The organism is Rhodoferax sp. PAMC 29310 (assembly GCF_017948265.1).
Classification (GTDB): domain Bacteria; phylum Pseudomonadota; class Gammaproteobacteria; order Burkholderiales; family Burkholderiaceae_C; genus Rhodoferax.
In genome coordinates, this window is sequence record NZ_CP072852.1 from 3,461,471 (window position 1) to 3,474,556 (window position 13,086).

A 13,086-nucleotide genomic window follows, 5' to 3' on the forward strand; every position below is an offset into this window, starting at 1 on the left:
TATGCAAACCCGATTCACAGCGCGCACCCAGCGCGCCATTCACGCCTGGACCCTGCTGGGTGTGGCGGCCTATGTGCTGCTGCCCTGGTATTTTTTGCAACGCGGCTCCTTGTGGTCCGCCTTGCCGGGCCTGTTTGGTGGCGCCGTTTCTGCCAATGGTCTCACCCAGGCCATCAGCCATGACCGTTTCTGGCTCTGGTCGGGTCTGGCGGGGTTGTTGCTGGCTGGCGTGGGGTCTTTGTTGCCCGCCGGGCGACGACAGGGCGGCGTGCTGGTGGTGGGTGCGCTGTTGGGGCTGGTAGGCCTGAGCCTGGGTGGCTTCCTGATTGGCATCAACGGCTGGTCGTACGAGTGGTTGAGTACTGCCTTTGGACCCATGGAGCAAGGCCAATACGGCGTGGGCTGGGGTGGCTTTGTGGTGCTGGTGAGTCTGGTGATGTTGCTGGGCGCGGGCATGGCCCGTTTGGGCTATTTCCGGGGTGATGTATTTGTGTCAGCCTCGGTCATTGGTTGCACGGCGCTGCTGGCCTTGTTCGTGGTGTTTCCGGTCGGAAAATCTTTGATGGCTGCCCTGTACACCGAGGGCGGTGAATTCGCCTTGGGCGCGGTGTGGGACCGCATTGGAACGGCCCGTGTATGGGGTCTGGGCTGCGTGGGAGGCGGTACCAGTTGTGGCGTGGCCTGGAACACCCTGTACCTGGCCTTGCTGACGGCGGCGGGCACGACCTTCCTGGGAACGCTGATTGCCTTGGTGGCGGAGCGCGGCAGCAACAAGCGCTTGAAAAAACCGCTCAACGCGTTGGCCATGTTGCCCATCATCACGCCCCCGTTTGTGGTGGGCCTGGGATTGATTTTGTTGTTTGGTCGCTCGGGCGTGGCCAATCAATTTCTGGAGTGGACATTTGGGGTTGAACCCACACGTTGGTTTTACGGAGTGTTTGGCATTTGGTTGGCGCAGTTGTTTGCCTTCACGCCCATTGCGTTCATGATCATGCGCGGCGTGGTGCAAGGCATCAGTCCGTCGCTGGAAGAGGCCGCGCAAACCCTGCGCGCCAGTCGCATGAAAACCTTCATGACCATCACCCTGCCGTTGCTGGCACCGGGCCTGGCCAATGCGTTTCTGGTGGGCTTTATTGAGAGCATTGCCGACTTCGGCAACCCCATCATTCTGGGGGCGGGCTACGCCGTGCTCTCCACTGAGATTTTCTTTGCCATCGTTGGTTCCTCGCTCGATTCGGGCATGGCCGCGGCACTGGCGTTGGTGCTGACTGTGTTTGCGCTCACCGTGTTTTTTGTGCAGCGACGTTTGCTGGGCAAGACCAGTTACACCACGGTGTCCGGCAAGGGCGACGCAGGCGTGCCCATGGAGCTGCCCACCTTGGTGAGCCGCGTGTGCACCTGGGTGGCGGGGCCCTGGCTTGCCTTCACGGTCATCGTCTATCTGTTTGCCTTTGCGGGCGGGTTTGTGAAGATATGGGGGCGCGACTACACCTTCACGTTGATGCACTTCAAGACCGCGTTCGACCTGCAAATGGGTGACCATGGCCTGGTTTGGGCGGGCACGGCTTGGGGTTCGCTTTTCACCACCATCACACTGGCCGCCATTGCTGCCCCCATTTGTGCGGCCTTGGGTTTGCTCATTGCGTGGCTGTTGGCGCGCACCGAGTTCAAGGGCAAGGGTTGGTTTGAGTTTTCGGCGTTGCTGACTTTTGCCATTCCCGGCACTGTGCTGGGGGTGAGCTACATCCTCGCGTTCAACGTGCCGCCGGTGGAGTTAACCGGCACGGCGCTGGTGATTGTGTTGTGTTTTGTGTTCCGCAATCTGCCCGTCGGTGTGCGTGCCGGCACGGCGTCGTTCAAGCAGTTGGATCGCTCGCTGGACGAGGCCTCGGTCATGCTGCGGGCCAGCAGCATGACCACGCTGCGCCGCGTGGTGTTGCCGCTCATCAAACCTGCCCTGGTGGCGGCGCTGGTGTACAGCTTTGTGCGCTCCATGACCACCGTCTCCGCCGTCATCTTTCTGGTCACCGCCGAATACGAGTTGGCGACCACCTACATCATTGGCCGCGTTGGCAATGGTGACTACGGTGTGGCCTTGGCATATTGCACGGTGCTGATCATTCTCATGTCATTGGCCACCGCCTTGATTCAGTTCACTGTGGGTGAGCGCAAGCTGGGCCGCCGCACGCTGGGCGCCAACGGCTAAAGCCGGTTTGCGTCACTAGTTACTCCTCTCCAATTTCAAGAAAAAAATTGTCATGACCTCAAACGGTATTGAATTCAAAAACGTCACCAAACGCTATGGCGGCGAATCGTCTCCCCTGGTGGTCAAAGGCATCAGCTTCACCGTACCCAAGGGCACGTTGACGACCATCCTCGGCCCCTCTGGGTGCGGAAAAACCACCACCTTGCGCATGATCGCCGGTCTGGAAAGCCCCAGCGGCGGCCAGATTCTGATTGACGGTGTGGATGTCACCCGCATGGGCCCCGCCGAGCGCAATGTCAGCATGGTGTTTCAAAGCTACGCCCTGTTTCCGCATATGAATGTGATGGACAACGTGAGCTATGGCTTGAGTGTGAGCGGCGTCAAAGCGTCCGAGACGCGTGAGCGCGCCCATGTCGCCATGGCTGCCGTGGGCTTGACGGGTTTTGACGCCCGCCTGCCCAGCGAACTCTCTGGCGGCCAGCAGCAGCGTGTGGCGGTTGCGCGTGCGCTGGTGCTGGAACCCTCGGTGCTGCTGTTTGACGAGCCGCTGTCCAACCTGGATGCCCGTCTGCGCCGCTCCATGCGGGAAGAGATTCGTGGTTTGCAACAGCGCCTGGGCCTGACTGTGGCTTATGTCACCCATGACCAGAGTGAGGCCTTGGCGGTCAGCGACCAGATCATCGTCATGGACCACGGCGTTGTCGCCCAGGCCGGCAGTCCCACCGACCTCTATGTGCGCCCCAACAGCGAGTTTGTGGCCGGTTTCATGGGCGAGGCCATGCTGTTTCCGGGTGAGGCCCATGCCGACGGCAGTGTGCGCGTGGGTGACCTGGTGCTTAAGGCGTTGCACCCTGTCAAACCCGGTCCAGTCAAGGCGGCAATTCGTCCTGAGACCTGGATTGTGGGTCGTTCCGGCGAAGAGGGTGTGGCGGGTGTGGTGGCCAAGCAGGCCTACCTGGGCAGCGTCTACGAGTTAACCGTCGACACTGCCTTGGGCGCCATTTTTGTGGTCTCTACTGATGTGGAGCACCCATGGGCGCTGGGCGATGCACTCACCCTGCGTCTGCCGGCCAGCGGTATCTCGGTGGTGCCGGTTTAGCGGTGCAGCGAAGTAGGAAGCGTGTTCAGGGGTGTGCGGCTGTGCAATTCGGGTGAAATTTTGGGTTGATTGCTGGCTCTGACTTTGCGACCTTGCCCGTTGGTGCGACCATGGGGCCTTTCACACCGCCTGCCCTCTCCCCCTACATTGGAGTCAATCATGTTCGTCGAACGCATTTGGACCGGCAACGCATATCGCAATTTCAACTATTTGGTGGCCTGCCCTGAAACCGGCGAGGCTCTGGCGATTGACCCGCTGGACCATGAGAAAACACTGGCCACGGCGCGCGTCAAGGGCTGGCAAATTACCCAGGTTCTGAACACGCATGAGCACCACGACCACACGGGTGGCAATGCGGCCGTTATTGCGGCCACCGGCGCCATGCTGATTGCCCATCACCGCGCGGGAGGACGCATTGCCGGTGTGGACCGCGGCGTGCAAGCTGGGGACGTCATCAAGGTCGGTAAAACCGTGGAGTTGGAGTGCTTGGATACGCCGGGGCACACTTTTTGTCATATCTGCCTCCTGTCCCACACGGACCAGCCGGCATTATTCTCAGGCGATACATTGTTCAATGCGGGTGCCGGTAATGTTCACAACGGGGGAGATGTCAATGCACTCTATGACACGTTTGTTGATCAAATTGCGCATTTGCCCGACAACACCCAAGTCTTTCCCGGACATGACTACATTGAAACCAATCTTCGCTTCACATTGGATCGCGAACCTGACAACGCAGCCGCCATGACGCTGTTGGCCGCTGTGGCAGCGCATGACCCGGACACATCGGCAATTGCCACGCTGGCACAGGAGAAGCTGACCAATACTTTCTTGCGACTTCAAAGTCCCAGTGTCATTGCGCGACTGCGTGATGCCTTTCCGGACCTGGTGGACAAGCCGGACGCGATGATGGTGTTTAACAAACTGCGCGAGCTGCGCAACCAATGGTAGAACGTCAGCCAACGTTGAGTTGCGCCTTTGCAAAGGCTTCGAAATCCGTCAGTGTCAGAGGGTGACTGAAAAAATGGCCCAGTCAGGCGTGACAGCCATCGCTGGCCAGAAAAGTACGTCGCTCGGCGGTTTCCCAGCGTGGTGAGCCTTTGATGTTGACCACGCAGGGCGACCAGAGGGCTCTGAACCAGGCCCTGGCGTGCGCGATCCTGATTCAGTTCCGTGTTGATCGTGCGACCCGTTTGTCCAACAAGGTCGTTGATACCGCCGGCAGTTATTCAGGCGGCGGTTGTCCGAGAAAAGTGCAGAATGCGGCAAGCTCCTTGTCCAGCGCCACGCCAATAGCGGCGTCGCGGGGAGCTTCGCCACTCACAAAGCCGAGGTCGACGTTCAGCGCGTCGTCCTTGACCGCCAGATTGGCCCAGCCGATCACTTGGTCACGCCACAGCAGCGGCAGCGCGTAGTAGCCCCGCACCCGTTTGGGGGCTGGCGTATACGCCTCAAAGCGATACGCCCATCCCCACAGCAACTCAAAGCGCCGGCGGTCCCATACGACCGGGTCAAACGGTGCCAGCAGACGCACCACGTCGTTGGGTGCATGGCGCCGCGAGGCGGGCGCCTCGCCTTCAGGCCAGAACCAGGTCACGCCGTCGACATGTGCCGAAGGAAGCCGCAATTTGGCGCGCTGAAATGCAGCCCTTCGGTGGTCTCGCCACTGGGGAACGCCGCCGCGCAGGTAGCCAATCAACTCGCCCAGCGAGCGCTCCGGCAGCGGCGCGTACAAGCCGACGATCACATCCACCAAGGCGTCCATCTTGTGCTGGGGGTCGATCTTGGTTTCACCGGCTTCGGGCGTCAGCAAGGGCTGCGCGGCATAGGTACGCACCCCGCTCGCGCGCCCGGCAATGCGCAACTGGCCGCGGTGGTGCATGTCGTCCAGCAACTGGGTGCTGATGTTGGACTTGCCGCCAAACCAGTTGCGTGCGGAGCCGTGGGCAAAGTGGGCGTCCACCTGGCGCGGGTGAACCACGCCGTTGGCGCGCACATAGTCCAGCACAGCCAGGGCCTGGGTTTGGCGCTCTGGTGGCCACGCCTCACGGGGCGTGCGTGGGTGCATCAGACTTTGCGTCGCGCGCGGCAGAAAGCCGTAGTTCACAAAGAAATCTTCTTCGATGCCAAGTTGGGCGTAGCGCCGCTCCAAGTCGCCCGCGCAGTAGGCTTTGACGCGGTGGCGCAAGATCAGGTCTTGGGCCCGCGCCGGGGCGCGAATAGGGTCGGCCTGCACAAAACCCAGCCGGTGAATGGCCCGCGCCAGTGTTGTGGGCGTGAACAGGGTACGCGCCACCGCATAGCCGCGCAGTTGATCCAGCGTGATCGTCATGGCAAGCCGGGACGGGGGTCAGTTGCGTGCGGGAATCGCCAGTCCGCGCGCCACGGCGGGGCGGGTCACAAAGGCGGCCAGCGCGCGGGTGACATGGGGAAAGTTTTCAATGCCAACAAGCGCACCGGCCTGGTAAAAGTCCAGCAATCCCCGCACCCACGGGAAGATGGCGATATCGGCAATGGTGTAGTCCTCTCCCAGAACCCAGGGGCGCGTTTCCAACCGTTGATTCAAGACATTGAGCAAGCGCGTGGTTTCCGCCACATAGCGATCGAGTGGGCGTTTGTCCTCATAGTCTTTGCCGGCGAACTTGTGAAAGAAACCCAGTTGCCCAAACATGGGGCCCACGCCGCCCACTTGCCACATCAGCCACTGAATGGTCTCCAGGCGCAGTGCCGGGTCGCTGGGCAAAAATTGCCCGCTTTTTTCGGCCAGGTACAGAAGAATTGCGCCCGATTCAAACAAAGCAAAAGGCTGACAGCCCGGCCCGTTCGGGTCCAGAATGGCGGGAATCTTGTTGTTGGGGTTGAGCGCCAAGAAGGCGGGCGACATCTGGTCCTGTTTCTCAAAGTTCACCAGGTGGGGCTCGTAGGTGAGGCCGATTTCCTCCAGCATGATGGACACCTTGACCCCGTTGGGGGTAGGCAGTGAGTACAACTGCAAACGCTGCGGGTGCTGCGCGGGCCACTTCGCGGTGATGGGGTGGGTCAGCAGGGTGTCGGTCATGAACGTCCTTGAAGTCATTGAGGCATACCACTGGATTGGTGTACGTGCCAGTGGATTCATTTTGAACTCAACAATAAAAACCTGTGCCATGCAGCACGATGGGCATTGAGTTATGGGGCACGTCGTGATCTTGCCCAATAAAAGCGGGCTCAAGAAGCTATCGAATGAATATCAGGCTAAATCTGGATGGCCGCCCGAAACTCGCGGAACACTCACTTGCCTTCCCCGGGTATGGGTTAGGCTGACAGAAATGCATCACCCTATTTTGGAGGGCTCTACAGTCATGAAATCCTGGTTTCAACGCGTCATCCTGTCACGTCGCTGGCTCAGCTTTGTGACTTTGGGGATTGCCTTTTTTGTCTTTGGCGTCGGCTCGCTGAACTTGTTTTTTGTGGCCCGCGCCAATCTCAATTTGATTGCTCGCCATGGCTGGCAGGCATTGATGGATGGCGGTGCACAGCAACTGCTGGAGGTGCTGGCGACCGGCTACCTGAGCATGCTCGCCTACGTCGTGTTCAAGGCCTGCGAGGCCAGCCTTGTGCGGGGTTTGTTGGACCCTGGCGAGTAGGCGGTGCCAGTCGATTCTGGGGTCTTGTCGAACGGGCTCAGAGCTTGGGAAGGCGGATGCGGCTGACCATCAGGGAGCCGGACAGGGCAAACAGCAGTACCAGTGGGTGCAGCGTAAAGCCGCCAATGATGACTTTGCCCAGCCACATTGACTCGCCCACGGCGCCTTGTGAGGCGGCCCAGGCCAGCAGCATGACGAGGACAACCGAGGTGGGAATCGGCGTGCCCTCAAAGTATTTCACCTTGTCGCCGCCGTCGGACAGGCTTTCGGCTGTCACGTTGTAGCGGGCCAGGCGCGAGACGCCGCAGGCCACAAAACAGGTCAGCACAATGCGGTCATACAAACCCTGCATGCCGCAACCGTAGGCAATCACCGCCGGTGCCACGCCAAACGAGATGATGTCGGCCAGCGAATCCAGCTCCCGACCCATGGCCGATGTTTTTTGCCGCCAGCGGGCAATGCGTCCATCCAGCACATCAAAGACCAGCGCTGCCAGTACCAGCGCGCAGGCAAAGTACACATGCTGCACCAAACCGGTTTCCAGGTACGTCATGGTGGAGAACAAGGCCCCCGTGCCACACACGGCATTGCCCAGGGTGAACCAGTCGGCCAAGTGAAATTCCCGAATCATCGCGAAAGGTTTTTGTGTGTTCATAGCCCCAAGAATACGCCACTTCGACAGCGTTGCCGACCCTTAAACAGGGGAGACGCGCAGACGCTTGCTCATTTTGGCGTTGGCCAAAATCACGTCGCCCATTGCTACCTGCTGGCGCTGCACCACCTCAAAGCCGCTCAGCAAAAAGAAAGGCTCGGCCGTCAGGCTCACATCCGCCTGCAACTCGGCCAGTCCCCGGCGCGCGGCTTGCTGGTGAATGTGCGTCATCAAGAGGCGGGCCACGCCCTGGCCGGCAAAGGCGCTGCCGACAAAAAACTGGTCGATGGTGCCGTCGTCCAGCAACACCGCAAAACCTGCCACGACGCCGCTGGCGTCCGCGATGAAGGGTGGGTTGCTTTTGATGCGCTCGGCCCAAGGGGCCACGTCATAGGCCTCGGGCGCCCAGGCGGCCAACTGGTCGACCGTGTAGTCCTTGCAGGCAATGTCGTGCACTGACGAGTGAAACACTTTGCGCAGCGCGTACTCGTCGCCTCTGCGCATGGCACGCAGGTGCAGCTTCACGGCGGGGGCTTATCCGCCGATCACCGACCAACCGGCGTGGCGGTTGACCTTGTTGTTTTCGTATTCCCAATTGGTGCCACAGCGCTCGCAGCAGTACTTGGTGATGTTCACCTGCCCATGTTTGTGGGTCTCGGTGCGGTTGGTGCCTTGTACCAACTCGGGGTGACCGGGGGCGCGACGCCAGTTGCGTTGAATGCCGGCGCAGGCCTCGCAGAGTTGCATTTTTTGGAGTTCGTGGTGGCGGTTCAGGTCATCGGTCATGGGGGTAGTCATTTCAGCAATTGAGTGGGGCGACGCGTCAGTGCCGCGGCCATGAAAGGCGGGCGTGTCGCAGGGGGTGATTGTCGCCGGAGCGTGGCTCGGGCGCTTTCGCTGCCCTGCAGGTGACGAGAATTAGGCAAGAAAAAGCTCCCGCCCCTTTCGGGATATGCGTATAAAGCTATCAAAATGGGAGTAAAAATACACAGTCGAAAGTAGGTTGGCGGGCACTGAGCGGTGCCCTTCTGTGCAAAATACCTCACCTGCTTCCCCACAGCCACCTCCAACGTGACCCCCGACCTGTTTGACGACCTGCCCCCACCGCCTGAAAGCACCCAGGACACCCTGGCCCCCGGCGCGGTGATTATGCGCGCCTTTGCCCGCTCCCCAGACGTCGAGCTTTTGCAGGCCATTGAGACCGTGCTTGCACATGCGCCGCTGCGCCACCTGCAAACGCCGGGGGGTTACACCATGTCGGTGGCCATGAGCAATTGCGGTGCGTTGGGCTGGACGTCTGACCCGCAGGGCTACCGCTATACCAGCCGGGACCCGCTCTCTCGTCAGCCTTGGCCTGCCATGCCTGCCTGCTTCATGGACTTGGCCCAGCGAGCCGCCGCGCAAGCGGGGTATGCGTTCTTTCAGCCCACGGCCTGCCTGATCAACGAGTACGTGCCCGGCGCCAAGCTCTCGCTGCACTAGGACAAGGATGAACTTGACCTGTCGGCCCCGATCGTCTCGGTCTCGCTGGGTTTGCCCGCCGTGTTTTTGTTTGGAACGGCCAGCCGCAGCGATCGTCCCCAGCGCTACCGGCTGGTGCATGGCGATGTCGTGGTCTGGGGCGGCCCATCCCGCCTGACCTACCATGGTGTGGCCGCACTGGCCGATGGCGAGCACACTCTGCTGGGCCGGCGGCGGCTGAACCTGACATTTCGATGCGCTGCGCCGCCTGACTGGCAGGCTCCTTACAGGGGTGAGTTTCTGAAAAATAGGCCTCTAGCGCTTGTGTAGCGATCGCAAAAAGCTATTTAATCTATAGCAAAGTCAACGCTGCCATTAGCCAGCAGCAGCGTCTGGCCGACTACCTGCGCGAGCGCTTGCAGTCACTGGCCGATGCCCGTGCCACCTTGGCCCGGGGGAGCGCAAAAGCCATCGACGAGCCCCGCGCTTCATGACTGCTTCGCCAGGCGCGGATCTCTCGTTCCCTGCGATTTATCAACCGGCGTGAGGGTGGATGGCCTACGCTTGAATCTGCATGTGAATTTAAACGGGGTCGCCCCGTCACTTGGCGACCCGCCCTTAGGAGGGACGAGGGATGTCTTCGAATCAGCCACCCATCTGCAACTGCCCAGCGTGCCGGATGCAAATGCTTACTCAACTGCTGGCCTTACGCGACGCCCTGACTGGGCTGTCTTTAGCCCTTTCGGATTGGCAATTTGAAAGGGACGAAGGCCGCCGACGTGAAGCGCAGGCCATCACACGGCAACTGATCGAGCAAATGGGTCTTACCCACGGGCCGTGACGCCCGCGCCCCGTGTCAACCTCAATCCGCCTCGAGGTGTGGGGGCGACAACCCCTCGGCGGGCTCTCCGGTTTCTGGGTCTAGCCAGTCCGCCATGCCAATTTCTCGCTCCATTTCCGGCAGGGTCTCATACGAGTCCAGCTCCCACAAGGGGTCTTGGTCAGCCAATGCCTTCATGCATTTTGTGACGGGTGCGCGCGCCGCAGTCGGATGCCGCCGGGTTGATGTCTGAGGCTTCGTCGGGGAGCTGTTGGAGGGGGCGGCATGGCTGTCCTTGAACGTCAAGAATAAATCTCGGTTGATTAAGGGTAGGGGACGGTAGTCGCATGGGCTTGATAAATCTCAAGCGCGCGTCCAGCGATGTCCTTGGAGGGGCCGTAATAGGCAGGCGGGGGGTATTTTTTTGAATGGAAACATGCGCCTAACCCTTATGGATCAAGCGCAAAAAGCTATCAAAACAGGAGCATCTCGCTACGCGGGTCCGCTCCCGAAGACGGCCTTCCAAAGCGATAAACCGGCTTCACGTTCGGGCTGAAGTTCGGTCAAAAGGACCTGGGTCGGCTGCTCGTTCAGCCGGGCCTCGTGCTGCACCCGGCGCAGGGCGCGGTAGGCGCTGGCCGCCGCGTGGCCCATACCGGCCGGCAGCAGGCCGGCGTGCTCAGCGCGCTCCAGCAAGGCAATATTGCCGGCGTTGTCCGTCAGCTCAGGGTGTTTTTCGGCGTTGTTCAGTACCAGATATTGCATGACGAACTCAATGTCGATCATGCCGCCCGGGCTGTGTTTGACGTCAAAGTGGTCGCCTCGAACGGGGTGAGCCGCGCGCACCTTGTCGCGCATCGATGTGATCTCCGCTTTTAAATCGCCGTCCACACGGGGGGAGGCAATCACGGCTTTGCGAACCGCGTTAAACTGCTGGCGCAAGGCGTCATCTCCCTGACAAAAGCGTGCCCGTGTCATGGCTTGGTGTTCCCAGGTCCAGGCGGTGTTGCTGCCGCGGCGTTGCTGGTAGTTCGCGTAGGCTTCAAAGCTGGTGACCAGCAAGCCAGAGTTGCCGTTAGGTCGCAGGGCGGTGTCAATTTCGTAAAGATCGCCTTCACCAGTCTTGACGGTCAGCCAGTTGATCAGCTTGCGAACCAGCTTGCCATAGACCTCGCCTGCTCGGTCATCGTCATCGTCGAAGACAAACACAATGTCCAGATCACTGCCATAGCCCAGTTCTTTTCCGCCCAGTTTTCCATAGGCAATGATGGCGAATTGGGGCTCATCGCGGTGCTTGTTGTTCAGGCGCTCCCAGCACCAGCGGGTGGTGAGCCGAAGTATGGTTTCCGCCAGACAGCTCAGGTCGTCGGCCACGGCCTCAACGCTCAGCTTGCCTTCCACGTCACGGGCAAGGGTTCGGAAAACCTCGGCGTGGTGGGCACGGCGCAGCAGGTTCAGCAAGGACTCGTCGTCGTCTTCGCCGGTGCCAGACAGCGAGGCCCGTCGGTGCTCCAGTTCGTGCTCGAAGTCGGCAGAAGAGAAGCGTTCATTGAGCATGCTGGCGTTGGCCAACTCGTCAATCACACCAGGATGCATCAACAGATAGCGGGCCGGCCAACGGGCTGCGCCCAACAAGCGAAGCAGTCGTTCATGCACGTTTGGACGCTCCAGCAGCAGTGCCAGATAACTTTCCCGGCGCAGCAGCGGCTCCATCCAGTCGGCCAGCCGCACGGCAGCCGTTTCAGTGACTTTGCCATCGGCGAGCCACTGGCCGGTGCGGGCAACTAGGCGGATCAATCGGGCTCGGGAGTCGTCCCGCAAGGCCAAAATTCGGGGGTTGTTCTGCCACTCGGCGATTCGGGTGCCGAATTGCCCGGGAAGATGCTCAAGCAAATCTTCGAGGCTGAGATCAGCCAGCGCCGTTTTGTCCCCTTTGCAACCGTTGCAGGTTTTGCCAGCGCCGCCACCCAACAATTTGTCGAATTCTTGCGCTACCACCTCGCGGTGCGAGTCGAGCTGTTGCAGAAACGGTTGCAGGCTGTCAAACCCCATCGTGGTGGCGATCCAGTTCAGGTCCTGATCGTCGGTGGGCAGCACGTGGGTTTGCTGATCGTCCAGGTATTGAATGCGGTGTTCAACCTGGCGCAGAAAAACATAGGCCTCGGCCAGTGCCTGCGCGGTTGCCTCTGGCATCAGGCCTGCCGTGACCAGACGGGTCAGCGCACTCACGGTGGGACGGGTGCGCAGTTCTGGAAACTGACCGCCGCGCACTACTTGTAGCAACTGCACCGTGAATTCAATTTCACGGATGCCGCCTCGCGACAACTTGACATCGTTGGCCCGCTCCGGGCGGCCTGCACTGCGCTTGCCGGCGTGGTCACGAATCTGTTTGTGCAAGATGCGAAGGGCGTCAAAAACGCTGTAGTCCAGGTAGCGGCGAAAGACAAACGGAACTACCACGCTGCGAAGCGGTTGTGCCGCGCCATCGGCCACATGCACGAGGGGTGCCACCACGCGGCTCTTGAGCCAAGCAAAACGCTCCCACTCCCGGCCCTGAACATGAAGGTAGGTCTCCAAGCCGTCCAGTGACACGGCGGCGGGCCCGGAATTGCCATTGGGGCGCAGTGCCAAGTCGACGCGAAAGACAAAACCATGCTCGGTGGTATCGCCCACCAGGCTGTAAATGGCCTTGACGACTTTGCTGAAGTACTCGTGGTTGGAGGTTTGCCCACGCCCCTGGGCGTTGCCGGTGGTTTCACCGTCTTCGTCGTAGACGTAAATCAGGTCGATATCACTGGATACATTGAGCTCACGCGCGCCCAGTTTACCCATGCCGACAATCCAGACCTGGGCGCGTCGCCCATCGTGGGTTTGCGGTGTGCCGTGGGTCTCGTCCAGCGCCAGCAGTACTTCGCCCCAGGCGGTATTCAGGGCAAATTCAGCCAGGTCCGTCATGGCCCGGGTGATCTGATCCAGCGGGGCCCGATCGTCGCAATCAAGGCAGCAGAGGCGCTCCAGCACCAGTTGCCGGGTCACGCGCAATGCGCCGCCGGTGTCCAGACCCTGCTCGCGCAGCGCTGCAAAGGCCTGTGACATGGTGGTTTGGTTCGGGATGCCCTGTGCCAGCAAATGCATCTGGCCCTCGTAACGGCGGCGCACGCGCTGGCCAAAGCGGGAGTGGGTGGACAAGGTGGGGCGGGTCATAATTCCTGTCATGTTTAC

General features: G+C 60.7%; 11 protein-coding genes and 1 pseudogene. 5 read left to right on the plus strand and 7 right to left on the minus strand.

Annotated features, from left to right (window positions below; translation table 11 throughout):
• The first annotated feature begins 1 nt into the window (after position 1).
• The 3 genes from J8G15_RS16130 to J8G15_RS16140 all read left to right on the plus strand — a co-directional run bounded on the left by J8G15_RS16130 (position 2) and on the right by J8G15_RS16140 (position 4,256).
• On the plus strand, positions 2–2,206 hold the full coding sequence (locus tag J8G15_RS16130) for an iron ABC transporter permease (RefSeq protein WP_210543378.1): 2,205 nt from the start codon (positions 2–4) through the stop codon (positions 2,204–2,206).
• 52 nt (positions 2,207–2,258) lie between these two features.
• The gene (locus J8G15_RS16135) at positions 2,259–3,305 is read left to right on the plus strand and encodes an ABC transporter ATP-binding protein (RefSeq protein ID WP_210543380.1); all 1,047 of its coding nucleotides are present in this window, start codon (positions 2,259–2,261) and stop codon (positions 3,303–3,305) included.
• A 159-nt stretch (positions 3,306–3,464) separates the two neighbouring features.
• A complete protein-coding gene (locus tag J8G15_RS16140; RefSeq protein WP_210543381.1) occupies positions 3,465–4,256 on the plus strand; it encodes a hydroxyacylglutathione hydrolase in 792 nt (263 codons plus the stop codon).
• Between the two features lie 274 nt (positions 4,257–4,530).
• Here the strand turns inward: J8G15_RS16140 and J8G15_RS16145 are convergent, their stop codons facing one another.
• Together J8G15_RS16145 and J8G15_RS16150 are read right to left on the minus strand one after the other, a co-directional pair.
• Entirely contained in the window at positions 4,531–5,637 is a 1,107-nt protein-coding gene (locus J8G15_RS16145; RefSeq protein WP_210543383.1) for a DNA glycosylase AlkZ-like family protein, read from the minus strand.
• An 18-nt stretch (positions 5,638–5,655) separates the two neighbouring features.
• A complete protein-coding gene (locus J8G15_RS16150; protein WP_210543386.1) occupies positions 5,656–6,363 on the minus strand; it encodes a glutathione S-transferase N-terminal domain-containing protein in 708 nt (235 codons plus the stop codon).
• A 283-nt stretch (positions 6,364–6,646) separates the two neighbouring features.
• On the opposite strand from J8G15_RS16150, the gene J8G15_RS16155 reads away from it, so the two are divergent.
• Complete coding sequence (locus J8G15_RS16155; protein ID WP_210543388.1) at positions 6,647–6,931, plus strand: hypothetical protein; 285 nt, start codon at positions 6,647–6,649, stop codon at positions 6,929–6,931.
• 37 nt (positions 6,932–6,968) lie between these two features.
• Here the strand turns inward: J8G15_RS16155 and pssA are convergent, their stop codons facing one another.
• From pssA to J8G15_RS16170, 3 genes are read right to left on the minus strand one after another with little or no spacing between them, the layout of a single operon-like run.
• Complete coding sequence (gene pssA / locus J8G15_RS16160; protein WP_240538334.1) at positions 6,969–7,586, minus strand: CDP-diacylglycerol--serine O-phosphatidyltransferase; 618 nt, start codon at positions 7,584–7,586, stop codon at positions 6,969–6,971.
• A gap of 39 nt (positions 7,587–7,625) precedes the next feature.
• The gene (locus J8G15_RS16165) at positions 7,626–8,108 is read right to left on the minus strand and encodes a GNAT family N-acetyltransferase (protein WP_240538335.1); all 483 of its coding nucleotides are present in this window, start codon (positions 8,106–8,108) and stop codon (positions 7,626–7,628) included.
• Positions 8,109–8,117: 9 nt separating this feature from the next.
• Complete coding sequence (locus tag J8G15_RS16170) at positions 8,118–8,369, minus strand: hypothetical protein (RefSeq protein WP_210547629.1); 252 nt, start codon at positions 8,367–8,369, stop codon at positions 8,118–8,120.
• Between the two features lie 285 nt (positions 8,370–8,654).
• Here J8G15_RS16170 and alkB point away from each other — a divergent pair.
• Positions 8,655–9,305: pseudogene (gene alkB, locus J8G15_RS16175) on the plus strand (DNA oxidative demethylase AlkB); the annotation flags it as partial.
• Between the two features lie 601 nt (positions 9,306–9,906).
• Here the strand turns inward: alkB and J8G15_RS16180 are convergent.
• Complete coding sequence (locus J8G15_RS16180) at positions 9,907–10,062, minus strand: hypothetical protein (protein WP_210547696.1); 156 nt, start codon at positions 10,060–10,062, stop codon at positions 9,907–9,909.
• Between the two features lie 294 nt (positions 10,063–10,356).
• Positions 10,357–13,080, minus strand: a complete 2,724-nt coding sequence (gene glnE / locus J8G15_RS16185) for a bifunctional [glutamate--ammonia ligase]-adenylyl-L-tyrosine phosphorylase/[glutamate--ammonia-ligase] adenylyltransferase (protein ID WP_210543390.1) — start codon at positions 13,078–13,080, stop codon at positions 10,357–10,359.
• Between the last annotated feature and the right edge of the window lie 6 nt (positions 13,081–13,086).